This window comes from Lachnospira pectinoschiza (assembly GCF_020564355.1).
In the GTDB taxonomy this organism is placed as follows: domain Bacteria; phylum Bacillota; class Clostridia; order Lachnospirales; family Lachnospiraceae; genus Lachnospira; species Lachnospira intestinalis.
The window spans coordinates 593,670-619,150 of sequence record NZ_JAJCRR010000002.1 but is presented as its reverse complement, the minus strand read 5'-3'; the positions used below and the strand labels follow the sequence as shown (position 1 = coordinate 619,150).

Annotated in this window: 25 protein-coding genes, 1 rRNA gene and 1 pseudogene; 26 read left to right on the top strand and 1 reads right to left on the bottom strand. The window is 40.1% G+C overall.

The features are described from left to right. The 7 genes from LI288_RS06105 to LI288_RS06075 all read left to right on the top strand — a co-directional run. Nucleotides 1-105 (top strand): 23S ribosomal RNA (locus LI288_RS06105); the annotation flags it as partial. Between the two features lie 328 nt (nucleotides 106-433). Then, complete coding sequence (locus tag LI288_RS06100; RefSeq protein WP_022431097.1) at nucleotides 434-1,333, top strand: chemotaxis protein; 900 nt, start codon at nucleotides 434-436, stop codon at nucleotides 1,331-1,333. 164 nt (nucleotides 1,334-1,497) lie between these two features. Beyond that, complete coding sequence (locus LI288_RS06095; RefSeq protein WP_227089783.1) at nucleotides 1,498-2,040, top strand: hypothetical protein; 543 nt, start codon at nucleotides 1,498-1,500, stop codon at nucleotides 2,038-2,040. A 120-nt stretch (nucleotides 2,041-2,160) separates the two neighbouring features. Continuing rightward, a complete protein-coding gene (locus tag LI288_RS06090; protein WP_227089782.1) occupies nucleotides 2,161-3,636 on the top strand; it encodes a hypothetical protein in 1,476 nt (491 codons plus the stop codon). Between the two features lie 2 nt (nucleotides 3,637-3,638). Continuing rightward, complete coding sequence (hisH, locus tag LI288_RS06085; RefSeq protein WP_022431100.1) at nucleotides 3,639-4,244, top strand: imidazole glycerol phosphate synthase subunit HisH; 606 nt, start codon at nucleotides 3,639-3,641, stop codon at nucleotides 4,242-4,244. A gap of 24 nt (nucleotides 4,245-4,268) precedes the next feature. Next, complete coding sequence (hisF, locus tag LI288_RS06080; RefSeq protein WP_022431101.1) at nucleotides 4,269-5,027, top strand: imidazole glycerol phosphate synthase subunit HisF; 759 nt, start codon at nucleotides 4,269-4,271, stop codon at nucleotides 5,025-5,027. 56 nt (nucleotides 5,028-5,083) lie between these two features. Then, on the top strand, nucleotides 5,084-5,761 hold the full coding sequence (locus LI288_RS06075; RefSeq protein WP_022431102.1) for a uracil-DNA glycosylase: 678 nt from the start codon (nucleotides 5,084-5,086) through the stop codon (nucleotides 5,759-5,761). 374 nt (nucleotides 5,762-6,135) lie between these two features. On the opposite strand, the gene LI288_RS06070 is transcribed toward LI288_RS06075, so the two are convergent. Further along, a complete protein-coding gene (locus tag LI288_RS06070) occupies nucleotides 6,136-10,365 on the bottom strand; it encodes a 2-hydroxyacyl-CoA dehydratase (protein ID WP_227089781.1) in 4,230 nt (1,409 codons plus the stop codon). Nucleotides 10,366-10,610: 245 nt separating this feature from the next. Between LI288_RS06070 and LI288_RS06065 the strand changes: the two genes are divergently transcribed. The 19 genes and pseudogenes from LI288_RS06065 (at nucleotide 10,611) to tnpB (ending at nucleotide 25,477) form a co-directional block, all read left to right on the top strand. Next, nucleotides 10,611-11,630, top strand: a complete 1,020-nt coding sequence (locus tag LI288_RS06065; protein WP_022431104.1) for a rhomboid family intramembrane serine protease — start codon at nucleotides 10,611-10,613, stop codon at nucleotides 11,628-11,630. A gap of 219 nt (nucleotides 11,631-11,849) precedes the next feature. Then, nucleotides 11,850-13,277 (top strand): pyruvate kinase, encoded by a 1,428-nt coding sequence (gene pyk, locus LI288_RS06060; RefSeq protein ID WP_022431105.1) that lies wholly within the window; start codon nucleotides 11,850-11,852, stop codon nucleotides 13,275-13,277. 21 nt (nucleotides 13,278-13,298) lie between these two features. Further along, nucleotides 13,299-13,805 carry a VanZ family protein gene (locus tag LI288_RS06055; RefSeq protein WP_227089780.1) on the top strand — a complete coding sequence of 169 codons (507 nt, stop codon included), beginning with the start codon at nucleotides 13,299-13,301 and terminating at the stop codon, nucleotides 13,803-13,805. A 163-nt stretch (nucleotides 13,806-13,968) separates the two neighbouring features. Beyond that, nucleotides 13,969-14,277, top strand: coding sequence for a 50S ribosomal protein L21 (gene rplU / locus LI288_RS06050; RefSeq protein WP_022431107.1), 309 nt, complete (start codon nucleotides 13,969-13,971; stop codon nucleotides 14,275-14,277). A gap of 15 nt (nucleotides 14,278-14,292) precedes the next feature. Beyond that, nucleotides 14,293-14,625, top strand: coding sequence for a ribosomal-processing cysteine protease Prp (locus LI288_RS06045; protein WP_227089779.1), 333 nt, complete (start codon nucleotides 14,293-14,295; stop codon nucleotides 14,623-14,625). Between the two features lie 5 nt (nucleotides 14,626-14,630). Next, nucleotides 14,631-14,921: a 50S ribosomal protein L27 gene (gene rpmA / locus LI288_RS06040; RefSeq protein WP_022431109.1), complete on the top strand. Its 291-nt coding sequence runs from the start codon at nucleotides 14,631-14,633 to the stop codon at nucleotides 14,919-14,921. Between the two features lie 123 nt (nucleotides 14,922-15,044). Further along, nucleotides 15,045-16,340, top strand: coding sequence for a GTPase ObgE (obgE, locus tag LI288_RS06035; protein WP_022431110.1), 1,296 nt, complete (start codon nucleotides 15,045-15,047; stop codon nucleotides 16,338-16,340). 36 nt (nucleotides 16,341-16,376) lie between these two features. Then, nucleotides 16,377-16,685 (top strand): ribosome assembly RNA-binding protein YhbY, encoded by a 309-nt coding sequence (gene yhbY / locus LI288_RS06030; protein WP_022431111.1) that lies wholly within the window; start codon nucleotides 16,377-16,379, stop codon nucleotides 16,683-16,685. Then, complete coding sequence (nadD, locus tag LI288_RS06025) at nucleotides 16,685-17,290, top strand: nicotinate-nucleotide adenylyltransferase (protein ID WP_227089778.1); 606 nt, start codon at nucleotides 16,685-16,687, stop codon at nucleotides 17,288-17,290. Before yhbY ends, nadD begins: the two co-directional genes overlap by 1 nt. Before the next feature lie 41 nt (nucleotides 17,291-17,331). Then, nucleotides 17,332-17,928, top strand: a complete 597-nt coding sequence (gene yqeK, locus LI288_RS06020) for a bis(5'-nucleosyl)-tetraphosphatase (symmetrical) YqeK (protein ID WP_227089777.1) — start codon at nucleotides 17,332-17,334, stop codon at nucleotides 17,926-17,928. Beyond that, nucleotides 17,929-18,285, top strand: a complete 357-nt coding sequence (rsfS, locus tag LI288_RS06015; protein WP_022431114.1) for a ribosome silencing factor — start codon at nucleotides 17,929-17,931, stop codon at nucleotides 18,283-18,285. Nucleotides 18,286-18,528: 243 nt separating this feature from the next. Beyond that, nucleotides 18,529-19,107: a tyrosine-type recombinase/integrase gene (locus tag LI288_RS06010; protein ID WP_227089776.1), complete on the top strand. Its 579-nt coding sequence runs from the start codon at nucleotides 18,529-18,531 to the stop codon at nucleotides 19,105-19,107. Between the two features lie 281 nt (nucleotides 19,108-19,388). Beyond that, nucleotides 19,389-19,658, top strand: a complete 270-nt coding sequence (locus LI288_RS06005; RefSeq protein ID WP_227089775.1) for a carbon storage regulator — start codon at nucleotides 19,389-19,391, stop codon at nucleotides 19,656-19,658. Between the two features lie 100 nt (nucleotides 19,659-19,758). Further along, nucleotides 19,759-21,060: a flagellin N-terminal helical domain-containing protein gene (locus LI288_RS06000; protein WP_227089774.1), complete on the top strand. Its 1,302-nt coding sequence runs from the start codon at nucleotides 19,759-19,761 to the stop codon at nucleotides 21,058-21,060. A 458-nt stretch (nucleotides 21,061-21,518) separates the two neighbouring features. Then, a complete protein-coding gene (locus tag LI288_RS05995; RefSeq protein WP_227089773.1) occupies nucleotides 21,519-22,559 on the top strand; it encodes a hypothetical protein in 1,041 nt (346 codons plus the stop codon). A gap of 39 nt (nucleotides 22,560-22,598) precedes the next feature. Further along, nucleotides 22,599-23,003 (top strand): annotated as a pseudogene (locus LI288_RS05990) (flagellin); the annotation flags it as partial. A 467-nt stretch (nucleotides 23,004-23,470) separates the two neighbouring features. After that, nucleotides 23,471-23,797 (top strand): hypothetical protein, encoded by a 327-nt coding sequence (locus tag LI288_RS05985; RefSeq protein WP_227089772.1) that lies wholly within the window; start codon nucleotides 23,471-23,473, stop codon nucleotides 23,795-23,797. Between the two features lie 154 nt (nucleotides 23,798-23,951). Continuing rightward, nucleotides 23,952-24,356 carry an IS200/IS605 family transposase gene (gene tnpA, locus LI288_RS05980; RefSeq protein WP_320055223.1) on the top strand — a complete coding sequence of 135 codons (405 nt, stop codon included), beginning with the start codon at nucleotides 23,952-23,954 and terminating at the stop codon, nucleotides 24,354-24,356. Between the two features lie 17 nt (nucleotides 24,357-24,373). Continuing rightward, on the top strand, nucleotides 24,374-25,477 hold the full coding sequence (tnpB, locus tag LI288_RS05975) for an IS200/IS605 family element RNA-guided endonuclease TnpB (protein ID WP_227089771.1): 1,104 nt from the start codon (nucleotides 24,374-24,376) through the stop codon (nucleotides 25,475-25,477). Nucleotides 25,478-25,481: the final 4 nt, after the last annotated feature.

Sequence of the window (25,481 nt, the reverse complement as noted above, 5' to 3'; positions counted from 1 at the left end):
GTAATCTAGTAAGACCCCTTGAAGACGACGAGGTAGATAGGTGAAAGGTGGAAGCGTGGTGACATGTGGAGCTGATTCATACTAATAGGTCGAGGGCTTAACCGAAGAAGGTTAGGTTTGCAAAAAGAAACGGATAGAACGAGAGTTATCCAGAGGATAATCGGATGAAAAAGAATTTTAATGTGCAGTTTTGAAGGAACAGGAATATAAATATTTAAAATATACAGGCTGTTGTGTTTCGATACATAACAGCTTTTTTGTTATATAAGGCTGCTGTATAATATTATCCTGTATTGTTATTCTGTATTTTGTCGTCTTGTTGTCGAAAGTGGCACAGAAAACAGTTTTTTATTTTGTCTTCTATAAGCATTGAAATTCACCCCTTTATTTGGTATAATATTTCTAACATTGAACGTGAATTGGAGGATAAATCATGGAAACGAATATACTTATGGAAAGCGGTACGAATGAACTTGAAGTTTTAGAGTTTACAGTTGGAAATAATCACTATGGAATTAATGTTGCAAAGATTAAAGAGATTGTTCAGTATAGCCCGGTAACACCGGTACCGAATTCACATCCATGTGTAGAAGGTATTTTCATGCCAAGAGATTTAATGATTACGGTCGTGGATTTGGCAAAGGTTATTAAGGCACAGCCTTCACCGGATATCACAAAAGATATGTTTATTATAACAAATTTCAATCAATTAAATGTGGCATTTCATGTACATAGCGTTGTAGGTATTCACAGAGTGTCATGGGCAGATATTATTAAGCCGGATTCTACAATCAGTACGGCAGACAGTGGTATTGCAACAGGTATTGTCAAGATTGATAATCAGCTCATTGTAATTTTGGATTTTGAACGTATTGTTTCGGACATCAGCCCGGAAACCGGTTTAAAGGTATCAGAAATTTCCGGTCTGGAAGGAAGACAGCGGAACGATTCCCATATTATGATTGTAGAGGATTCAGCATTGCTGATTAAGCTGATTTCTGATTCATTAACCAAGTCAGGATATAACAACCTGACGTTATGCAATAACGGACAGGAAGCATGGAATTATCTCATGAAGGTTAAATCAGGGGAAGAGCCAAAGGACGTTAAGTGTATCATAACTGATATTGAAATGCCGTTGATGGATGGACACAGACTGACAAAGCTGGTAAAGACGGATAATGATTTAAAGTCCATACCGGTTGTGATTTTCTCATCTTTGATTAATGAGCAGATGCGTTTAAAAGGAGAATCTTTAGGAGCAGATGTTCAGTTGTCGAAGCCGGAGATTGGTTTATTGGTACAGGAAATCGATAAATTATTGTTAAAGTAATGATGGACGATAGAAACTGCCGTATAGAATTTATGCGGCAGTCTTTTACTTTATAGGAGCTGTAATCATGTTATAGCGGAACTTATAGGAAAATAGTAAAAATGTGTATGGCCATATTTAGACTGGCACAGACATATTAGTATGAAACGGAGAGTAAAACAAACATGGAAAAGCAGATTTTTTCTGATTTTATAGATAAATATCGGGATGCCGAGATGGTTGTAATCGGGATTGGTGAAGAATGGAATGCATATTTAGAAAAGCAGGAATATCAGGATTTACTGGCATTTTATGCACCATATCTTGAAAAAAAGAATTATTTTTGTATTACTTCCAGTAAAAAAAATGATTTTTCATGGGGAAGTCTGAATCCGAAAAGAGTAGTTCAGCCGCTGCTCCTTGAAGCAGAACAGATCACATCGGAGAAAAAAGAGGAAGTTGAGAAGCAGTGGGATTTATATAATAAGTGGCTGTCTGCAACTCTCAATAAGAAGCTGATGCTGATTGAATTAGGAGAAGGATTTTTAATTCCGAACCTGATTCGCTGGCCGTTTGAAAAGGTCACATTTATCAATCAGAAATCTGTGTTATATCGCATTAACGGACAACTGCCGCAGCTTCCTGAGAATATTTCGGAGCGTGCAGCTGCAGTTTCGGAATCTTCTTATGATTTTTTGCAGGAATTAAAAAATTTTTTAGCACAATAAGCAAAAGTAAATTAACAGATATTGTTAAATTTGCGTAAGTATGGTACTATTTTATAGTACGGGTTTATTTATCGGAAAGATACAAATTGTACATTATTATGAAGATATGGGGTGAAAAAAGTGCCTGAATTAGATGAAGAATTAAAAGACAAAGAAACAGAAAATTTACAGGACATAGACAATGCAGGGGAAGCAGGCAAAGAGGACGAGTTGCTCTCAGACGCGGAAATTAAAAGAATAGCAGATATGAATTTAGATGATATTATCGAAGATGCAACGTCAGACAGTGTTTCCGTAGAGGATTTATTCGGTAATGGTGACAGTGCCGCAGAGGCATCACAGGAAAATGCAGATGAACCGGTACAGGCTGCATCACAGCCGGAAGAGAAGTCTGACAAGGCATCAGCAGAGCAGGCAGAAGCGGTGCAGAAACAACCGGACACAACAACTGCTGAAGCAGAACAGACTGAAACAGCCGGGACACAGACCGAAAAATCAGAACCGGCGGGACAAGCGGAAACACAGACACAGGCTGAACCGGGAAAAGAACAGGAAGCTGCCGGATCAGAGAATCAATCTGATAAAAAGAAAAAAGAAAAGAAGGCAAAGAAAGCCAAAAAGGATAAAAAGGGATTCTTTAGCGCAGTCAGGGATATTTTCTTTGAAAGTGTTGAGGAAGAGCCGGAAGAAGCGGCAGGCGATGAGCTTCTTTCAGGAGAGGAAGTGCCGGAAAATCCAAAAGATGAGAATGAGCGCGTTTTAAAAGAAATGTACGGTGCGGACGGTGAGGCAAAAGAATTAAAACAAAAAGAAGCTGCACCGAAGAAGGGCTTTTTTGCAAAGTTTAAGTACCGTTTCCAGGAATATAAGAAAAAAGCGGCAGAGGAAGATAAGGCAGAGCAGGAAGCAGAAGCTGCTGAGTACGAAGAAAAACAGCAGAAGAAGCAGGAAAAAAAGCAGGCCGCCCAGGAAAAGAAAGAGCAGAAGAAGCAGGAAAAAGCTGCAAAGCCGAAGAAAGAAAAGAAACCAAAGAAGGAAAAGCCGAAAAAAGAAAAGAAACCGAAAGAACCGTCAAAGCCGGGTGACATTTTACGGATTAAGACAAAGTCTATTATTTTATTCGTATTATTAATTGCCGGTATTGTTGTATTGATTAATATTTTGATTACAAGCTTCCATTACAGCTTTTCACTGACAAGAGCCAATAAGTATCTTGAAAATGATAAGTATGAAAAAGCATATGACCAGCTTGCAGGAATGAAATTGCGGGATGCAGATGAGGATATTTACAGACAGGTCGGTGTCATTATGTATGTACAGCGTCAGTATGACTCATACAATACGTATATGGAAATGAACCGCAAGACAGAAGCGTTAAACGCTTTAATTAAAGGCATGGAACGTTATGATACATATATTGACGAAGCAAAATTCTTAGGTGTGGGTGATGATGTAGAAGCCATTAAAAAGCAGATTGTTACCGCATTGCAGAAGAGTTTCAGCATTTCAGAAAGTGAAGCAGAAACACTTGTAGATTTATCTAAGAAAGATTTTACACAATACTACTTAAAAATCGAAGCATATGGAGAGGCATAAGAATGATAGCAATTATCGATTATGATGCAGGAAATTTAAAAAGCGTTGAAAAGGCATTGAAATCACTGAATCAGGAAGTGATTGTTTCAAGAGATTCATCTGAAATTTTGCAGGCAGATAAGGTTATTCTGCCGGGTGTCGGTGCATTTGGGGATGCCATGAACAATTTGGACAAGTTCGGACTGGTAGACACGATTAAAGAGGTTACACGCAAGAATACACCATTTCTTGGAATTTGTCTGGGATTGCAGCTGCTGTTTGATAAAAGTGATGAAACACCGGGGGCAGAGGGACTTGGTATTTTGAAAGGTGAAATTTTAAGAATACCGCCAAAGGAAGGTTTAAAGATTCCACATATGGGCTGGAATTCCATTGAAATCAAACCGCAGGCAAAGCTTTTTAAAGATATTCCGAATCAGTCATATGTATATTTTGTACATTCTTACTATTTAAAGGCGCAGGACGAACAGATTGTTGCCGCCAGTACAGAATATTCAACGCATATTCATGCTTCCGTTGAGAGCGGGAATGTATTTGCATGCCAGTTCCATCCGGAAAAGAGCAGTGATATCGGACTTCAGATTTTAAAGAACTTTTCAGAACTGTAAAAATAAAAAGGATGGAGATTGGCGATGTTTACAAAAAGAATTATTCCATGTCTTGACTGTAAGAATGGCAGAGTGGTAAAAGGAACGAACTTTGTGGATTTAAGAGATGCCGGTGATCCGGTAGAGGTCGCATCCATGTATGATAAATCCGGCGCAGATGAGCTGGTGTTTCTGGATATTACGGCATCGAGTGACGGAAGAAATACAACGGTTGATTTGGTAAGGAAAGTGGCAGAACGTGTATTTATCCCGTTTACGGTTGGCGGTGGAATCCGCAGTATCGATGATTTTAAAGTATTGTTAAGAGAGGGTGCAGATAAGATTTCTGTTAATTCTGCTGCCATTATGAATCCACAGTTAATCAGTGATGCGGCAGATAAGTTCGGCAGTCAGTGTGTGGTGGTTGCGATTGACGCAAAGCGTCAGGAAGACGGACACTGGAGTATTTATAAAAACGGCGGACGGGTTGATATGCAGATGGATGCTGTAGAATGGGCAATGAAGGCTGAAAAGCTGGGTGCCGGAGAGATTCTTTTAACGAGTATGGACTGTGATGGTACAAAAGCAGGATACGACATTGAGCTGACCCGTACCATAGCGGAAAATGTTTCCATTCCGGTGATTGCATCAGGCGGTGCCGGTAATATGGAACATTTCTATGATGCATTTACAGAAGGCAAGGCAGATGCGGCACTGGCGGCGTCATTATTCCATTATAAAGAAATGGAAATCCGTGATTTGAAGAAATATCTTGCCGGAAAAGGCATTTCCGTCAGGTTATAGGCAGATAATACATTATACGAATAAACATGAAAGCAGGAAAAGAGGCAGTGGAAACGATGAGTATGATAGATAATGACTGGCTTCCGGCAATTCAGGATGAATTTAAAAAAGACTATTACCGGGATTTATACCGGTTTGTAAAAGAGGAATATTCAAACACAGTGATTTACCCACCGGCAGAGGATATTTTTAACGCATTTCATTTTACACCGCTTAGCAAGGTCAAGGTATTATTGCTGGGACAGGACCCGTATCATAATGAACATCAGGCACATGGATTGTCCTTTTCGGTTCTGCCGGAGCAGAAGGATATTCCGCCGTCATTGCAGAACATTTATAAGGAACTGCATGATGACTGCGGCTGCTATATCCCGAATAACGGTTATTTAAAAAAATGGGCAGACCAGGGTGTATTACTGTTAAATACCGTGCTTACCGTGCGTGCGCATCAGGCAAATTCACATCAGGGACACGGCTGGGAACAGTTTACGGACGCGGTAATTCATGCAGTCAATGCGCAGGACAGACCGGTTGTATACATGCTCTGGGGCAGACCGGCACAGAGCAAAATTCCGATGCTGACGAATCCGAAACATCTGATATTAAAAGCGCCGCATCCAAGTCCGTTGTCGGCATACAGAGGATTCTTCGGCTGTAAGCATTTTAGTCAGGCAAATGCGTTTTTGGAAGAACACGGTATCGAGCCGATAGACTGGCAGATTGAAAATATATAAAATAAATAGTTAAAATCTTAAAATAAAACTCCCGGAGCATAGGGCAGATATGTTATCGTATTGCCATGTGTTCCGGGAGTTTTAGCATTAACGTACATCACATAAAAAAGAAAGATGCACCATAACAAGTGCATCTTTCTTTGATGTTACAGAAGCGGCGCAGTAAAAACAGCCGCTTCTTTTGATTTTTGTTAGATTTAATCGTCAAAATCTTCTTCTGTACCGGCGACAGCACCGATAACGGAAATCAGAACAACCACTGCGAAGATAGAAACCGCTACGCCGATGATTGGTCCTAAAAATAATAAAAAGTTCATGTGTTACACCAGCTTTCGTTATAAAATTATCAAACCACTTATAGATATAGTATACCCTTAATTTTCAGATTTTTCAAGGTTTTTATTTGCAGTTGCAAGCATCAGCTTGATTCGGTTCAGCTGATTGACTTCGGAAGCCCCCGGGTCGTAATCAACAGCAATGATATTAGCTTCCGGGAATGCCGCACGCAGCTCTTTAATAACACCTTTACCGACAATGTGGTTTGGCAGGCATGCAAACGGCTGACAGCAGACAATATTACCGGCACCGTTGTGAATCAGCTCAATCATTTCACCGGTTAAGAGCCAGCCTTCACCCGTCTGGTTACCTAAAGAAACTAAATCTTTGGCAAGGTTTGCAGTTTCCTGAATCGTAGCAGGCGGTGTAAAACGCTTGCTTTCTTTTAATGCCTGTTTTGCACCCTTTCTGAACCACTCAAGCAGTTTAATTACAGAATTATTGATAAATGCAGACTTCTTTGAAGCACCGAGGTAGTCTTTTTTGAAGTTTGCATTTTCTGCGCAGTACAGCAAGAAGCCCATTAAATCCGGCATAACCGCTTCCGCGCCTTCTGCTTCCAATAAGTCAACAAGATAGTTGTTGGCGGCAGGCATGAATTTTACAAGAATTTCTCCGACAATACCGACTCTTGGCTTTTTAATATTCAGTAATTCAATCTCATCAAATTCTTTGACAATACTGCGGATATTTTTATTAAATTCACGCATGGTAACCTTATCCTTTGTCAACTGCCGGATACAGATATTCTTCCATTTTTCATGCAGGGCATTCACAGAACCCGGTACTTTTTCATAAGGACGGGTACGGTATACGACGTTCATGAATACATCGCCGTATACAACAGCCTGCATGGCTTTCTTTAACATCGGCAGTGAATATTTAAAGCCGGAGTTGGACTCCAGACCCTGCGCACTGATAGAAATAACAGGAATATATTCCAGTCCTGCCTTTGTCAGCGCACGGCGGATAAATCCGATGTAGTTGGAAGCACGGCAGCCACCGCCGGTCTGTGTAATAACAATCGCGGTTTTGTGTAAATCGTATTTGCCGGAAAGTACGGCACTCATAATCTGTCCGACAACCATCAGGGACGGATAGCAGGCATCGTTATTTACATATTTCAGTCCGATATCAACAGAAGATTTGTTATCGTTGTCCAATACTTCAAAATTGTAGCCGCATGAATTTAATGCCGGTGCTAACAGTTCAAAGTGAATCGGTGACATCTGCGGACACAGAATGGTGTAATTTTCACGCATTTCAGGCGTAAATTCCACACGTTCAAATGCGGCAGATTCAATCTTTCTGTGATAGTGTTTCTTTTCGCGTACACGCAGTGCGGCAAGCAGTGAACGGACACGGATTCTTGCAGCACCGAGGTTGTTGACCTCATCAATCTTTAATACAGTATAAATCTTTCCTGCCTTTGTTAAAATATCATTGACAGCATCGGTTGTAACGGCATCCAGACCACAGCCAAAAGAATTTAACTGGATTAAGTCCAGATTGTCCTTTGTTTTTACATAGCTTGCGGCGGCATACAGTCTTGAATGATACATCCACTGGTCCATAACAATCAAAGGACGGTCTACCTTGCCTAAATGGGAGATAGAATCTTCTGTCAGCACGGCAATCCCGTAGGAATTAATCAGTTCCGGGATACCGTGATTGATTTCAGGGTCCACATGGTACGGACGTCCGGCAAGGACAATACCGCGTTTTCCGGTTTCATCAAGGAACTTGATAACTTCTTCACCCTTTTTGCGGACATCTTCCTTGGACTGCATCATTTCCTTCCATGCGGCAGAAACGGCGGCAGTGACTTCGGCTTTCGGAATATCCGGGAATTCCTCGCGCAGACGTTTTGCGAGAATTTCCTCATTTTCAAAAGAAAGGAAAGGATTGCGGAAATCAATGTGTTCCGTTATCAATTCTTCTACATTATTTTTAATATTTTCGGCATAAGACGTTACAATCGGACAATTATAGTGATTGTTGGTCTTATCAATTTCCTTATGCTCATACGGAATACAAGGGTAGAAGATGAACTTTACACCCTGCTTAATCAGCCATGAAACGTGGCCGTGTGCGAGCTTTGCCGGGTAACATTCGGACTCGGAGGGGATGGATTCGATACCGAGTTCGTAAATTTTACGGCTGGACTGCGGTGAAAGGACAACGCGGTAACCGAGCTTTGTAAAAAATGTAAACCAGAACGGATAATTTTCATACATATTCAGTACACGCGGAATACCGACAACACCGCGGACAGCTTCACTTTCGGAAAGTGGTTCATAACCAAATAAACGTTTTAACTTATAGTCAAACAGGTTTGGCAGTTTTTCGGTACTCTTTTCCTTGCCAAGACCACGCTCACAGCGGTTACCGGTAATAAACTGGCGGTTGCCGGAGAATTTGTTAATGGTCAGATAGCAGTGGTTGGTACAGCCCTGACAGTGGGTCAGTTTTGTTTCGTAGGTTAAGCTGTTAATTTTATCAATAGACAGCATAGAAGAATCCGAAATGCCGTCATAACGTTCCCTTGCAATTAAAGCGGCACCGAAAGCACCCATAATACCGGCAATATCCGGACGGACGGCATCGACACCGGTAATCTTTTCAAAGCTGCGCAGAACAGCGTCATTATAAAATGTACCGCCCTGTACAACGATGTGCTTTCCTAAATCGCCAGGGTCTGAAATCTTAATAACCTTGTAAAGTGCATTTTTAATAACAGAGTAGGCAAGACCGGCAGAAATATCGGCAACTTCAGCACCTTCCTTTTGTGCCTGCTTAACCTTGGAATTCATAAATACGGTACAGCGTGTTCCCAAATCAATCGGGTGCTTTGCAAACAGAGCTTCCTTTGCGAAATCCTGTACACTGAAATTCAGGGACTTTGCAAAGGTTTCAATAAATGAACCACAGCCGGAAGAACATGCTTCATTTAACTGTACGGAATCAACGGTCTGATTCTTAATCTTGATACATTTCATATCCTGACCGCCGATATCAATAATACAGTCAACCTCCGGGTCAAAAAATGCGGCGGCATAGAAGTGGGAAACTGTTTCTACTTCGCCTTCATCGAGCATCAATGCAGATTTAATTAATGCTTCGCCGTATCCTGTTGAGCAGGAGTGGACAATCTTTGCGCCCTGTGGAAGCCGGTCATAAATTTCACGGATGGCACGGATTGTTGTTGCAAGCGGAGAGCCGTTGTTACTGCTATAGAAAGAGTAAAGAAGCTTTCCGTCTTCGCCGACAAGGGCAACCTTTGTCGTTGTTGAACCGGCATCTATACCCAGATAACAGTTTCCGCGGTATTCGGCTAAAGAGCGTGTTTCAACCTTGTGAGCGGCATGACGATTCTGGAACGTGTCATATTCTTCCTGATTCTTAAAAAGCGGTTCCATACGTTCTACTTCAAATTCAAGCTTAATCTTTCCCTGTAACCGTTTGATAATATCTTCAACGGGAACGCAGACCTCTTCCTTATAATTCATGGCAGAACCGACTGCTGCAAAAAGGTGTGAATGTTCCGGTGCGATAATTTCATCCGGTGCAAGGCTTAATGTTCTGATAAATGCAGCCTTTAATTCAGACAGGAAATGCAGCGGACCGCCTAAGAAAGCAACGTTTCCGCGAATCGGTTTACCGCAGGCAAGACCACTGATTGTCTGGTTGACAACCGCCTGAAAAATAGAAGCAGATAAGTCTTCCTTTGTTGCCCCTTCATTGATAAGTGGCTGGATATCCGACTTTGCAAATACACCGCAGCGGGCGGCAATCGGATAAATGGACTTATAATTCTTGGCATATTCATTTAAACCGGAAGCGTCTGTCTGTAAAAGTGTTGCCATCTGGTCAATAAAAGAACCGGTACCGCCGGCACAGATACCGTTCATCCGCTGGTCAACACCGTTGGTAAAGTAAATGATTTTGGCATCCTCACCGCCCAGTTCGATTGCAACATCACACTGTGGCGCATAGTCCTGTAAGGCTGTCGATACCGCAACAACCTCCTGTGTAAACGGCACATTCAAATGGGTAGCAAGTGTCAGACCGCCGGAACCCGTAATGACAGGGTGAACATGAAATGTTCCCAGTTTGTCTACGGCCTTTTCCAGAAGCTGCTGTAATGTTTCCTGAATATTAGCAAAATGACGTTCATAATCAGAAAACAGAATCTGGTTATTCTCATCGAGAATTGCAATTTTTACGGTTGTAGAACCGATATCAATACCTAATTTATATGTATTCATAAAAACTAAGGCAAAAGCCTTCCTCCTTTATAAATTTAACGCATAATCCATATTTCTGTAAAAAAATGTCGAAAAATATGCAATCTTACCTATTATAATATGAATGAAAGCAAATTTCAACAAATCGTGATTTTTTAATATAAATTTAATGATGATTTGTCCCGGATTCATTGACAAATAAAGGGGTATTACTTATACTTTAAAATATAAGCCGAAAGCAAAAAGGAAAGGACTAGTTTAACGTTATGAAATGGTTCGATAAGTTAGAACGCAAATATGGCAGATATGCCATTCAGAATCTGATGAAGTACATCATTATCGTCTATGCCGTGGGATTCGTAATTCAGATTTTTTATCCGGCAGTCTATGAAGTGTACTTTGCATTGGATGCACAGGCAATTCTCCATGGACAGATCTGGAGAATTTTCACCTTTATTTTACAGCCACCGTCTACAAGCATTCTGTTCATTGTGTTTGTACTGTATTTCTATTACATGATTGGCACAGTGCTGGAACGAAGCTGGGGTGCATTTAAGTTCAATGTGTATTTCTTTTCAGGGGTAATTCTTCACGTCATTGCAGCTATTTTGATTTATCTGATTTTTGGCTACAATTACCATATGAATACGTATTACATCAATCTTGCCCTGTTTATGGCATTTGCCTATGAACAGCCCGACATGGAAGTGCTGTTGTTTTTCGTATTGCCGATTAAGATTAAATGGCTCGCATGGTTTGACGGTGCGCTTTTTGCCATTACAATTATCGGCGGATATGCGGTAACGTTTCTTCCATATAATATTTGGTACGGACTTGCATCCGTCGGACTGCTGGCAACGAGTGTATATGCGTGTTATGTACTGGCAACCGCTGCACTGGTTTCAACGTTAAACTTCATTGTGTTTATGCTGATTACCAGAAAGTCAAAGACGAAGAACCAGACACAGCGTAATTTTAATAAGGCAATGAAGACGGCAAAAAAGGCACAGCAGAATCCAAACCGCAATTTTAACGAGCGTTTTTATAATGCCAACAGTGAAAAGACAACATGGGAGAATGCAAACAGACCGTATCAGCCAAAACCTATGGGCGCGACAAAGCATAAATGTGCGGTATGTGGCAGAACTGAAAAAGACGATGAGAATCTGATTTTCCGTTACTGTTCAAAGTGTCAGCCAAGCCTTGAATACTGTCAGGAGCATTTATACACGCATATCCATGTGTCAAAACCGAAGCCGGATAATGTGATAAACATAAATAAGTAAATCAAAAGCTTTGAAAATGATTAAGAATTTAAAGCTCAATATGAAAAATGCATAAAATAATTAAGATAAAACAAAAAATACATTTTGTTTTTCGGATTGTTTTATGTTACAATATTCCAGTATTGATATTATTGACACTTTATGGCATAATTCGTAATTGTGCGTTGAAGTATTAATGAAGATAGAAAATATGAGAAAGCATATTTGGAGGTTATTATAATGAAAAAGACAAAAATTATTTGTACAATGGGACCGAATACCAATGACAGAGAACTGATTAAGCAGTTAGCACTCAATGGTATGGATATTGCAAGATTCAACTTTTCTCATGGTGATCATGATGAACAGTCCGGACGTTTTGCATTAGTAGAAAGTGTTCGTCAGGAACTTAATATCCCGATTGCGACTTTACTTGATACAAAGGGACCTGAAATCAGAACAGGTGCTTTAAAGGATGATAAAAAGGTTACATTAAAGGAAGGTCAGAAGTTCACACTGACAACAAGAGAAGTAATAGGTGATGAAACAATCGGACACATCACATATGCAGGTCTGCCACAGGATATTGAAGCAGGCAACACGATTCTTGTTGATGATGGTCTGATTGAATTAAAGGTTACAAAGGTTGTTGATGGAACAGATATCGAATGCAGCGTTGTAAACGGCGGTGAATTAGGTTCTAAGAAGGGGGTCAACGTACCGAATGTAAGCATTAAGCTTCCGGGTATCACAGAAAAAGATAAGGACGATATCATTTTCGGTATTGAAAAGGGCTTTGATTTTATCGCAGCTTCTTTTGTAAGAAATGCAGCATGTATTCAGGAAATCAAGGAAATCTTATGGGCTCACGATGCAGATATTCCGGTTATTGCCAAGATTGAAAATGCAGAAGGTATTGCAAACATCGATGAAATCATCCGCGTAGCTGACGGTATTATGGTTGCACGTGGTGATATGGGTGTTGAAATTCCGGCTGAACAGGTTCCACACATTCAGAAGGAAATCATCAGAAAGTGTAATGCAGCTTATAAGCCGGTTATTACAGCAACACAGATGTTAGATTCCATGATCCGCAACCCGCGTCCTACAAGAGCTGAAGTAACAGATGTTGCCAATGCGATTTATGACGGAACAGACGTTGTTATGCTTTCAGGTGAAACAGCAAACGGTAAGTATCCGTTAGAAGCATTAAAGATGATGGCTAAGATTGCTGAAACAACAGAAAAGGATTTACTGGGTTCTGCCGTGGCTTCTAAGCTTCACAGCAAGAGAAGCATTTCAAGCGCTGTATGCAACGCAACAGTTCAGACAGCAGAAAACCTCGGTGCAAAGGCAATAGTTTGCCCGACAATTTCAGGTTTCACAGCAAGACTGACTTCCAAGTTAAAGCCAAACGCAGAAGTAATCGGCTGTTCACCTTATCCAAATGTTCTTAGAAAGATGCAGATTTACTGGGGCGTAAGACCGTTAAAGACGGCTCCGGAAACATCTACAGACAAGATTATTGAACATGCTCTTGAAGTAACTGAAAATGCAGGTTATATTACAGAAGGTGATACAGTTATTATTTCAGCAGGTATCGCAACAACATCTGCACCGACAGCGAAGAGAGGTTTAACAAATACAATGCGTGTTGTAACACTCTAATTTCAGATGACAATGCGTAATATGATTCATAATTGCATAAAGCTTTTGATCTGGATTCCGGTTCTTGTAACCGGAATCCTTATTACTAGTTTTTCGGCACAGAACGGCACACAGTCTTCGGGACTGAGCCGGAAAGTGGCGCAGACGTTTATACAGGGACTGGAAAATGTGCATGTACTATCCGTTGAGAGCAATGACCAAAGAGAGGTGCTGATTGAAAAAATGCAGTATCCTATCCGCAAGGGCGCGCATATGACGGAGTATGCCATATTTACGGTATTTACATATATTGCGCTTTTGACGGACGGTGTACGGCTTCCGAAACGCAGGTATTCTGCCCTGCTGACAGCGGTGCTGTTAGCCTCGTCGGATGAACTGCATCAGTGGTTTGTGCCGGGCAGGAGCGGTTGTGTCAAAGATGTCTGTATTGATACGGTAGGCGCAGTGGCGGCGCTGTTGGTGATATGGGCAGCAGGCACGGTCCGGAACAGAATCCGGACAAAAAGACAAAATGGATTAGTGCCTTAATACGGTATCAAAAGAATTGAAAATAAATTTGTAAAAAAATCATAAAAAATCTTGACAAATGTCAATATAGGATATATGATGTTCTAGTGTGCCGCTCAGTTAGGACATAAGCAGGTGTTTTACCTCTCCAAAACTGGCGAGTATTTAATTTAGGAGGTGCCATATGTACGCAATTATAGCAACAGGTGGTAAACAGTACACAGTTTCTGAAGGCGATGTAATCAAGGTTGAAAAGCTTGGTCTGAACGCTGGTGACACTGTTACATTTGACCAGGTTCTTTTCGTTAATAACGGAGAAGCTAAGGTTGGAGAGCCTACAGTAGCAGGAGCTTCAGTTACAGCAAGCGTTGTTGAAGAAGGAAAAGATAAGAAGGTTATCGTTTACAAATATAAGAGAAAGACTGGCTATCACAAGAAGAACGGTCACAGACAGGCTTTCACTAAAGTTAAGATTGACAAGATCAATGCTTAATGCAGGGTGATTGACATGACACATGCAGTCATCTTTGAAAAATCCGGCAGTCATGAGATTGTGGGATTTCAGACAGAAGGACATGCAGGCTACGCGGATGCCGGTTCTGACATCGTGTGTGCAGCGATTTCTGTTTTAGTAATCAATACAATTAATTCTGTAGAACAGTTTACGGACAGCGATTGTACGGTTACGCAGGACGAGGAGAAAGCCGGAATTTATTTCCGTGTGAATTCTTCAAAGAATCCAAAAGAATTACAGGTGTTATTACAGTCACTGGTGCTTGGCTTAAGCGGTGTGGCAGAGGGTAATGCCGATTATTTATCGATTACATTTAAGGAGGTGTAACTAATATGTTAAATATGAACCTTCAGTTTTTCGCTCATAAAAAGGGTGTTGGTTCTACAAAGAACGGTAGAGATTCTGAATCTAAGAGATTAGGTGCAAAGAGAGCTGACGGACAGTTTGTTTTAGCCGGTAATATTCTTTACAGACAGCGTGGAACAAAGATTCTTCCGGGTGTAAACGTAGGACGTGGCGGTGACGATACATTATTCGCACTGGTTGACGGCGTTGTTAAGTTTGAAAGAAAGGGCAGAGATAAGAAACAGGTTTCTGTTTATCCGGTCGCTTCTAACGAATAATTTTTAGTTCTATTAGCTCCAAGTCTTCGGATTTGGAGCTTTTGTTTCATTTGTGTACTTTTAGTACTGTTTCATTTGTATTTTGGATTAGACAAGCCGCGCTGGCGGCGGAATGGAGTGAATATGTTTTCAGACAGAGCGCGAATATTTATAAAATCCGGTAAAGGCGGCGACGGTCATGTAAGTTTCAGAAGGGAACTCTACGTTCCTGACGGCGGTCCGGACGGTGGTAACGGCGGCAGAGGCGGCGATATTATTTTTGAAGTGGACAAGGGGCTAAATACACTTGGCGATTTCAGACATAACAGCAAGTATATCGCACGAAGCGGCGAAGAAGGCGGCAAACGCAGATGTACGGGGAAAGATGGCGAAAATCTTATTATCAAAGTGCCGGAAGGTACGGTGATTTACGATGATGAATCCGGCAAGGTTATCGCGGATATGTCTGGTGAAAATATGCGTGAAACAATATTAAAAGGCGGCAGAGGCGGCAAGGGCAACATGAATTATGCAACCGCTACGATGCAGGCTCCGCAATATGCACAGCCGGGACAGGATGCACAGGAGTTGTGGGTGCGTCTGGAATTAAAGGTAATTGCCGATGTAGGTCTGGTTGGTTTCCCGAATGTCGGTAAATCCACACTGCTTTCGCGTGTAACCAATGCCCGACCAAAGATTGCCAATTATCATTTCACAACGTTAAATCCAAATCTTGGTGTTGTGGATTTAGACGGCGGCAAGGGATTCGTTATTGCCGATATTCCCGGACTGATTGAAGGTGCATCAGACGGTATCGGACTGGGACATGAATTTTTACGTCACATTGAGCGTACCAAGGTTATTATTCACATTGTGGATGCGGCATCGACAGAAGGACGTGACCCGATTGCGGATATTAAGGCGATTAATGCCGAATTAGAGGCATATAACCCGGATTTATTAAAACGTCCTCAGGTCATTGCGGCAAATAAGATTGACGTTATCTATGATGATGGCACCGGTAAAAATCCGGTAGAGGAAATTAAGGCGGCATTTGAACCGGAAGGAATCAAGGTTTATCCGATTTCTGCGGTAACGGGAAGCGGTGTCAAAGAACTGCTCTACGCAGTCCGCGGACTGCTGGATACAATGGACGATGAGCCGGTTGTATTTGAGCGTGAATTTGATATGGAAGCGCTTTTGGATAATCCGAATGAGGCATTTTCTGTTGAAAAAGACGAAACAGGTACGTATCTGGTATACGGTCCGCGTGTTGACAGAATGTTAGGTTATACGAATCTGGAATCTGAAAAGGGATTCAGCTTCTTCCAGCGTTTCCTTCGCCAGACCGGTATTTTGGACGAATTAAAAGCACTGGGAATTGAAGAAGGCGACACAGTAAGAGTCGGCGAATATCTTGAATTTGACTATTATGATTAAAACAGCGCCATAAAATGTGGCAGAAAGGCAGTAATTATGACAAGTAAACAGCGTTCTTATTTAAAGGGACTAGCAATGACCATTGATCCGATTTTTCAGTTAGGCAAATCCAGCCTGACACCGGAAAATACAAAGGCAATCGAGGAAGCTTTGAATGCAAGGGAACTGATTAAAATCAATGTATTACAAAACTGTGCGGACGATCCGAATGAAATGGCACAGATTTTAGCAGAGCGTACCCGTTCACAGGTCGTTCAGGTTATTGGAAAAAAGATTGTATTATATAAGGAATCAAAGGATAACAAAAGAATCGAACTTCCACCGGCGAAAAAGGCAGGAAAATAATGAAATCCGCAATCGGTATTATGGGTGGGACGTTTAATCCGTTTCATAACGGACATTTACAGCTTGCACTACAGGCATACCGGCAGTTTGAACTTTCAAAGGTGCTGGTCATGCCGTCGGGAACACCGGCACATAAAAGTACAAAGGAACTGATTGCAGCATCACACCGCTGTCAAATGGTATCCGGAGCCATTGCAGATTATCCCTATCTGGAGCTGTCGCTTTTAGAAGTTGAGCGGAAAGGAAATACGTATACATCAGATACGTTAAAGGCTCTGCACAGACAAAATCCGGACCTGAAAATTTATTTTATTATCGGTGCGGATTCCCTGTTTGATCTGCCGAAATGGCATGAACCGGAATATGTGATGCAGCATTGTATTTTACTGGCGGCGAACCGTGATGTACACGCAAAGGCGGAACTGGCAGAACAAAAGCGGATGCTGGAGAAAAATTATGGGGCGGAAATTGCATTTTTAAAGACACCGGATATGCCGTATAGTTCAACCGATATCCGAAAGAAGCTCCAGGCAGGAGAATCCGTTGACGGAATGCTTCCTAAAACGGTTGAAAGGTATATCAGAGAACATCATTTGTATCAGTAATGGCATGAAAATGCCTACGGATTAATCAGAAACGGAGTAGTATGAATAACGGATATATTGAAGATTTACGCAAACAGGTTAAAAAAGCTTTAAAAGAAGATAAAATGCGCTACCGTCATACATTAGGCGTTGCGGATACCAGTGCGTGCCTTGCCATGCGATATGGCGTGGATATGCAGAAAGCTTATATTGCAGGGCTTCTGCACGACTGTGCAAAATGTGTCCCGGATACGGTCAAGTTAGAGGAATGTAACCGCTATGGTATAGAAGTGACTGAATTTGAAAAGAATAGTCTGTATCTGCTCCATGCAAAGCTCGGTGCATATTATGCAAAGGAATTGTACCATATCGAAGATCCGTCCATTTGCAGTGCAATTTACTGGCACACAACGGGACATGCGGGCATGACAAAGCTGGAAGAAATCGTCTATATCGCGGATTATATTGAGCCGTACCGCAACCATGCACAAAATCTGGATACAATCCGTCAGCTTGCATTTATGGATTTGGAAAGAGCAATTTATCAGGTGACGAAGGATACGCTTGCTTATTTAGAGAAAAAAGGCGGTAGTATCGACCCGGCAACGGTTCAGACGTATGAGTATTATCAAAATTTAGCTAAAAAAGGAGACAAATAAATGGCAGAGAAGAATGCAAAAGAAATGGTGAAAACAGCAGTCGCTGCATTACAGGATAAGAAGGGCGAAGATATCCGTGTGATTGATATCAGCGGCGTAACCGTCATTGCAGATTATTTTATTATTGCAAGCGGTTCTAATCCGAATCAGGTGCAGGCACTTGTAGATAACGTAGAAGAACAGATGTACAAGGCAGGCTATGACGACCCGCGTGTAGAAGGCTATAATACCGCGTCATGGGTGCTTTTAGATTACAATGATGTCATTGTGCATGTATTTTCACAGGACGACCGTCTGTTTTATGATTTGGAGCGTATCTGGCGTGACGGAAAAGAAATTGATGTGGATTCATTATAAAATGTTTTAGACAGTATAAAATACAAAAGAAGCGTGGAAGTTCATCGGTTAATGAGCTTCTACGTTTTTTATTTATGCTTTAAATGCAGTAAAAGATATTTTAAAAGTCTGGTTACAATCGGGCAGAGCATGGACGCAAAGCTGAAAATGTAACAGATAAAATAAAAAAGAATGCAACAATTTGTTATAAAATGTTACATGTATAAATAAAGAATTGCCGTTCACACGGCAGGAAGGGGTTCTATGAGTACATCACAACCAATCAGAAATCGGAAAGATTTACAGAAACTAAAGGAATACTACTATAAAACAGAGCAGAATCTGCGCAACTATGCATTAATCTGTCTTGGCATTAATTCGGCATTAAGAATCAGTGATTTATTGAAATTACGCTGGAGCGACGTTTATTCCTTTGAACGAAACTGCTTTCTGACACACATTTCCATTCAGGAACAAAAAACAGGAAAGGAAACACGCATTGCCTTAAACCAAAATGCTACACAGGGACTTTGCTGTTATATGAACAGTCTTGGACAGGTTACTGCAAACAGCTACATTTTCCCCGGAAGAAACAGTGACCAACATCTAAGCCGCACACAGGCTTTCCGCATTATACGGCACGCCAGTGAACAGCTTCATTTTGAAAATAAGCTGTCCTGCCATTCTATGCGTAAAACCTTCGGTTATCACGCATGGAAATGCGGCACGCCGCCTGCGGTTCTGATGGATATTTACAACCATTCGTCCTATGCCATTACAAAACGGTATCTGGGAATTGAACAAGATGATAAAGATGACGTTTTTCTGCATTTAAATCTATAAAAAACGCGAGGAAACCGGCTGATAAACGCACTTAAAAAATTTTTTAAATTTTTTTCAAAAAAGGCTAAAGTATTTTTATTAAAGACCGATTTATATTATGTAGCGATGAGAATGCAACAGTTTATAACAAATTGTTGCATTATGGCGCAAATGGAGGAAAAAAATCCCTTCGGAAAAACAAGGAGGTAAGTGTGAATAATCCTTAAATTGAAGATTATTCACACAGCAATTTGTTTCTGAACGAAACAAATTGACATAATGATAAAAACAAGGAGGTTTGTATGTTAAAGCTTTCGTTAAGACCGGGTGAGTTTATTGATATCGGTGAGAATGTCCGTGTGATTTTTTCAGGCGGTTCGGCAAATAATATTCATTTGCTGGTTGATGCACCCAAAGAAGTCAATATAGCAAGAAGCTCAGCCGGAAAGAAAAAGGAACAGCCGGAACAGAGTGCGCGGACATATTACAGGGAAAAAGGTATATCCGAAGAAGCACAGCGTGAGATTGTCAGTATTTTAATGCGCGAAAAAAAACGCAATACAGAACACTAACGGTAATATGCGGGTGAACCTAGGCGCCTGCTTATTATATAAATCCAAGGGAACGGATTTCCCGGAAAAAACATTTTTACACACATGGAGGTAAACAAATATGGTAGTACAGCACAATATTACAGCGATGAACGCAAACAGAATGTTAGGCGTTACAACAACAGGTCAGGCAAAGTCAACAGAGAAGTTATCAAGCGGTTATAAGATTAATCGTGCTGCAGATGATGCAGCCGGACTTTCAATTTCTGAAAAGATGAGAAAGCAGATCCGTGGTCTTTCACAGGCTTCTGATAATGCAGAAGACGGTATTTCCTGCGTACAGACAGCAGAAGGTGCTTTAACAGAAGTACATTCTATGTTACAGCGTATGAATGAACTGGCAGTAAAGGCTGGCAACGGAACAATGTCAGAAGATGACAGACAGAACGTTCAGGATGAAATTGACCAGTTAGTTGATGAAATTGACAGAGTTTCAGAAACAACAAAGTTTAATGAAACTTATCTGTTAAAGGGTGATGATACTGGTGCTAAGACATATTCAGCTTCTTATAAGACACCTGTTACAAATGACATTGGTTATGCGGCTAACAAAACAGCTGCTGATTTAGCATGGTATGCAGAAGGTGGGACTACGAAGTTAACACTTGATGAATTAAAATCGGATTATCTTGAAGTAGGAACAGATGGTAAAGTTGCATTAAAGGAAGGCAAGAAATTGTATACGGAAGCAGCTGATACTACTGGTCAATATGGTGCTCAGAAGAAAGACAAAATAGCAGCTGTAGCAGATATACAGGCTGTGTTAACTGCTAAGAGTACGGCATTAACACTGCAGGATGGAACTGCTGTCAAAGAAGCTGATTTAGCGAATTACTTTGATGCAGACGGTACATATAAAGGTGGACTTTATAAAGCTGCAACTGATGGTACAGCAACAGAAGTTGGTGCAGAACAGATTGCAAATTATGTAAAAGTAACAGCTTCTAATGCAAGTGATTTATTGCTCAGTTTTCAGGTTGGAGCTGATACAACTTCTGAAAATAAGATTACTGTTGCAATGCAGTCAATGAGTGCAAAGTCTATTGGTGTAGATCAACTGAAAGTAACCGGTTCAGATTCAACAAATGCTGATAAGGCAGTTGATACAATCAGTGATGCAATTAAGAAGGTTTCTAAGCAGCGTTCAGCTTTAGGTGCTGTTCAGAACCGTCTGGAGCATACAATTTCTAACCTTGACAACGTTGTTGAAAATACAACATCTGCTGAATCACGTATCCGTGATACAGATATGGCTGAAGAAATGGTTAGCTACTCAAAGAACAACATTCTTATGCAGGCAGGTCAGTCTATGCTTGCACAGGCTAATCAGCAGAATCAGGGTGTTCTTTCACTTCTTCAGTAATTTAAGTTATCTTAATGATTTAAATTATTTTAGAGATTTTAGACCTTTTGGCAGACGGTTCAAGCCTGCCAAAGGGTCTTTTTTGCTATTATGAACAGTAATTATAAAAATATATAATAAAAAGTATATTATTGATGCAATTTACTATTGCAATATAAATGATATTATGTTATTATTTCAATAGAATATATTCTAAGAACGAATTTAAGCACGGCTTTTTATAAAGATTATGTGTTTAAAGTCTGATTTATATTTGAAATCTAAATATTTAGATTTCGTCTGTATTTTCTATCACGTTTTTTGGAATTTACTGCGGATTCTGAAATGTCCTTATGGATTTATTTAGACCCTATTATAATCCGTTTTCATTCCAAAAGATTTGAAAATTTTAGAAAATTTGTCAAAATGCTTGTCGACAATCCCACAAGTCCAGTATAATAAAAGAAAGGAACCAATGCATGGATAATACACCTTACGATGATGTATTCCGTACACTTTTAACCGACTGTACGGAGTTAATGATTCCGGTTGTCAATGAAATTTTTCATACGCACTACACCGGAAAAGAAACCATCTGCCTGCTGCAAAATGAGCATTTTATTAAAATGCCGGACGGTAGTGAGCAGGAACGGATTACGGATTCCAGCTTTGAAATTATCAGTAGTGAAGAAACATCGATGCCACAGGTACTAAAAAATCAGCTTTACGGCGGCTCTGTCGGCTGTAATACAGCACAGCGCAAACGATATCACATTGAATGTCAGAGTACCGAGGACGGCAGTATGATTGTACGAATGTTTGAGTATGATACACAGCTTGCATTAGAAAACAGAGAGTTTACATCAAATATTTTGACAGTACAATTCCCAGATTCAGCAATTGTGTCGCTTAGACATACTAAAAATACGCCGGAAGAAATGACGGTTAAAGTCTTAACTCCGGGCGGAAGGGTATCCTATACCGTGCCGGTATTAAAGGTAAAACGTTATACGATTCATGAATTGTTTGAAAGGAAACTGTTTTTTCTGATACCGTTTCATATTTTTGCATATGAGAAGGATTTTAAAGAACTGGAAGAAAACAAGAAAAAGTTAAAGCAGCTGGAAGCAGAATATGCTTCAATTAGGGAACGGCTTGAAATCGCCTGCCAGATGGGTGACTTGAACAGATATGCCAAAGCTGCTATTCTTGATATGTCACGTAAAGTCATAGAACATCTTGCTGTTAAATATAAAAATGTTGCGAAAGGGGTGAGCCGGACAATGGGTGGAAAAGTATTAAACTATGAAGCAAAAGATATCTTAAACCGCGGACGTGCGGAGGGGCGCCGCGAAGGTGAAGCCAGTGGAATTCGAATCGGTGAAGAACGAACCAAAATTCAGATTGCCACAAAACTTCTTAATATGGGGAATGACATAAAATCTGTCGCAGAATTAGCTGAATTGCCACAGGAAACCGTAGAAAAACTGGCGCAAAGTATATCAAAAGAAGAAAAATAAGCATCAGGTGAAACAGCATTAAGTAACGGCTCTAAAGCATTACTGTTAAGCTTCCAGATAGGGGCAGATACGACGAGTGAAAATAAGATTTCTGTAACAATGGATTCTATGAGTGCAAAGTCTATTGGTGTAGATGGAATTAAGGTAACCGGTTCAGATTCAACAAATGCTGATAAGGCAGTTGATACAATCAGCGATGCAATCAAGCAGGTTTCTAAGCAGCGTTCCGCATTAGGTGCTGTCCAGAACCGTCTGGAGCATACAATTTCTAACCTTGACAACGTTGTTGAAAATACAACATCCGCTGAATCACGTATCCGTGATACAGATATGACTGAAGAAATGGTTAGTTACTCAAAGAACAACATTCTTATGCAGGCAGGTCAGTCTATGCTTGCACAGGCTAATCAGCAGAATCAGGGTGTTCTTTCACTTCTTCAGTAATTTGGATTATCGTAATAATCTTAGTTCCCTTGGGCAGACGTTCAGAGTCCGCCTGAGGGACTTTTTGTATATAATAAAAAATAAAGAAACACTTGCAAAATATAGACGGATATGTTATGATACATATACCGTAAGGCAAAAACAACTACAAAAAACATACATCTATGAAGCCTTTGCTGATATTAGGCTCAGGGCTTGGCAAATGCAAATGCAAATGCAAATGCAAATGCAAATGCAAATGCAAATGCAAATGCATATCTATATCATATATATTTAATATGTGTTTACATTTGTATCTTAGGAATAACTCAATTCCAATTTTCCAGTATGAAATCGAAAATCGAATAAAGGGGGAGAAAGATTGAACGAAGAATTGAAAAAAACTGTGCGTGCAGTGCAGGGAATGGAACAGTACGATGAAAGTGTAAAACAGGTATTGGCACACAAAATCATACTGGCAAGTATTCTTGTACATTATTTTACTGGGACTTGCAAAAAACTTACCACCCTATACAGAGAAAAATAAACTGCACAGGCTGTTGGGGGCATTATTTACAAATGAGTTGACGGCAGATGAGAAAATCAGTATCATAGAATCAGAATATAACATTGAAGCGAAAAATGAATTGAGAAAGGATGTGAGGAAAGTGAGCGGATTAGGAGAAAGCCTTGTAGAAAGTGCGGCAGAAGAAGCATGGGAACAGCGTGAGATTAAGTTTATCATCAGTATGAACGAAAAAGGCTACACAATAGAGCAGATAGCCGATGTCACGGAAAAGAGCAAAGAGAAGTAGCGGCAGTGTTGGAAAAAAGTAAATGAGATTGATTAAAAAATAAACTGATTTATAAATTTACTTAATAATATTGAAAGAGGGCTACCGCAATCCCACTAGCTTTAGACGGTGGGTTAAGCTAGCCGGAAGCGGAGGTTTGTGCTATGCTTGCGTTATGGGAATGTGGAAATCAAAAAACAGACACAAATATTTGTTACAGTATCATATTATTTTCGTATGCAAGTATAGAAAGAAATTGCTGATGTCAAAACAAATATCAGATGATATAAAGCAGTTTTCTTATGAGATATGTCAAAAGCATAAAGTCATTATCAGATATATAGAGACAGATAAAGATCATATTCATTACATGATAGAAACAGAACCAACAATGTCTATTAGTAAAATAGTAAATCTGATGAAGAGTTATACAACATATCATATTTGGAAAAGATATCCGGATTATCTACGAAAACATTTCTGGAAAGAACATACTTTTTGGACGGACGGATATTTTGTCTGCAGTGTAGGAAATGTTTCAGAAGAGATGTTGAGAAAATATATAGAAAATCAAGGGTAGGAAGGTGGCGACAGTGGGTGTTAAAAGCATATAAATACAGGATATATCCTAATAGTGAACAAAGAATTCAGATTGCAAAAACATTTGGCTGTTGCCGTTTTGTTTACAATCAGACATTGGCATATCGGAAAGAAATATACGAGAAAGAGAAAAAGTCAGTTAGTAAAACGGATTGTAATAATTACTGTAACAGAGAATTAAAGAAAGACTATGAATGGTTAAAAGAAATAGATAAATTTGCTCTGACCAACGCAATCTATAACATGGACGCTGCATATCAAAAATTCTTTAAGGAGCATGCAGGATATCCGAAATTCAAGAGCAAACACGATAGCCATAAATCATACACAACAAACTTCACAAATGGAAATATTGCGGTAGATTTTGAGACAGGGAAGATAAAATTGCCAAAATTAAAAGCGGTAAAAGCAAGGTTACACAGGGAATATAGTGGGCAGATTAAGTCAGTGACTGTTTCGCAGGTTTCCAGTGGAAAATACTATGTGTCCATACTTGTAGAAACGGAGCATAAGGAACTGGCACATACAAATCATAACATAGGAATCGATTTAGGAATTAAAGATTTATGTATTACTTCCGATGGGAAAGTATATGAGAATCTAAAAATTATAAAAAAATACGAGAAACAGCTTGTAAAGCTGCAAAGGCAACTGTCACATAAAGGAAAGAGAAGTAAGAACTATTATAAAACAAAGAAAAAGATAGCATTATGCCATGAGAAAATAAGGAATATAAGAAAAGATTATCTACATAAAGTTTCACATGAGATTATCAGCGAAAACCAAGTGATAGTTTCAGAAAATTTACAGATAAAAAACATGGTAAAAAATCATCATCTGGCAAAAGTCATAAGTGATGTATCATGGTATGAGCTGACAAGACAGTTAGAGTATAAGGCAAAATGGAATGGCAGGAAATACATCAAAATAGATACATTTTATGCTAGTAGTCAATTATGTTCTGTTTGCGGGTATCAGAATCCAGATACAAAAAATTTGTCAGTGAGGACATGGATATGTCCGAAATGCGGAGCAGAACATGACAGGGATATCAATGCCGCGAAAAATATACTGACAGAAGGATTAAGACAAATAGCATAAAGAA

Excerpts from the sequence above, each read along its gene's own strand:
- LI288_RS06100 (WP_022431097.1), top strand. The coding sequence starts at position 434 with ATGGAAACGAATATACTTATGGAAAGCGGTACGAATGAACTTGAAGTT.
- LI288_RS06095 (WP_227089783.1), top strand. The coding sequence starts at position 1,498 with ATGGAAAAGCAGATTTTTTCTGATTTTATAGATAAATATCGGGATGCC.
- hisH (WP_022431100.1), top strand. The coding sequence starts at position 3,639 with ATGATAGCAATTATCGATTATGATGCAGGAAATTTAAAAAGCGTTGAA.
- hisF (WP_022431101.1), top strand. The coding sequence starts at position 4,269 with ATGTTTACAAAAAGAATTATTCCATGTCTTGACTGTAAGAATGGCAGA.
- LI288_RS06075 (WP_022431102.1), top strand. The coding sequence starts at position 5,084 with ATGAGTATGATAGATAATGACTGGCTTCCGGCAATTCAGGATGAATTT.
- LI288_RS06070 (WP_227089781.1), bottom strand. The coding sequence starts at position 10,365 with ATGAATACATATAAATTAGGTATTGATATCGGTTCTACAACCGTAAAA.
- LI288_RS06065 (WP_022431104.1), top strand. The coding sequence starts at position 10,611 with ATGAAATGGTTCGATAAGTTAGAACGCAAATATGGCAGATATGCCATT.
- pyk (WP_022431105.1), top strand. The coding sequence starts at position 11,850 with ATGAAAAAGACAAAAATTATTTGTACAATGGGACCGAATACCAATGAC.
- LI288_RS06055 (WP_227089780.1), top strand. The coding sequence starts at position 13,299 with ATGATTCATAATTGCATAAAGCTTTTGATCTGGATTCCGGTTCTTGTA.
- rplU (WP_022431107.1), top strand. The coding sequence starts at position 13,969 with ATGTACGCAATTATAGCAACAGGTGGTAAACAGTACACAGTTTCTGAA.
- LI288_RS06045 (WP_227089779.1), top strand. The coding sequence starts at position 14,293 with ATGACACATGCAGTCATCTTTGAAAAATCCGGCAGTCATGAGATTGTG.
- rpmA (WP_022431109.1), top strand. The coding sequence starts at position 14,631 with ATGTTAAATATGAACCTTCAGTTTTTCGCTCATAAAAAGGGTGTTGGT.
- obgE (WP_022431110.1), top strand. The coding sequence starts at position 15,045 with ATGTTTTCAGACAGAGCGCGAATATTTATAAAATCCGGTAAAGGCGGC.
- yhbY (WP_022431111.1), top strand. The coding sequence starts at position 16,377 with ATGACAAGTAAACAGCGTTCTTATTTAAAGGGACTAGCAATGACCATT.
- nadD (WP_227089778.1), top strand. The coding sequence starts at position 16,685 with ATGAAATCCGCAATCGGTATTATGGGTGGGACGTTTAATCCGTTTCAT.
- yqeK (WP_227089777.1), top strand. The coding sequence starts at position 17,332 with ATGAATAACGGATATATTGAAGATTTACGCAAACAGGTTAAAAAAGCT.
- rsfS (WP_022431114.1), top strand. The coding sequence starts at position 17,929 with ATGGCAGAGAAGAATGCAAAAGAAATGGTGAAAACAGCAGTCGCTGCA.
- LI288_RS06010 (WP_227089776.1), top strand. The coding sequence starts at position 18,529 with ATGAGTACATCACAACCAATCAGAAATCGGAAAGATTTACAGAAACTA.
- LI288_RS06005 (WP_227089775.1), top strand. The coding sequence starts at position 19,389 with ATGTTAAAGCTTTCGTTAAGACCGGGTGAGTTTATTGATATCGGTGAG.
- LI288_RS06000 (WP_227089774.1), top strand. The coding sequence starts at position 19,759 with ATGGTAGTACAGCACAATATTACAGCGATGAACGCAAACAGAATGTTA.
- LI288_RS05995 (WP_227089773.1), top strand. The coding sequence starts at position 21,519 with ATGGATAATACACCTTACGATGATGTATTCCGTACACTTTTAACCGAC.
- tnpA (WP_320055223.1), top strand. The coding sequence starts at position 23,952 with ATGGGAATGTGGAAATCAAAAAACAGACACAAATATTTGTTACAGTAT.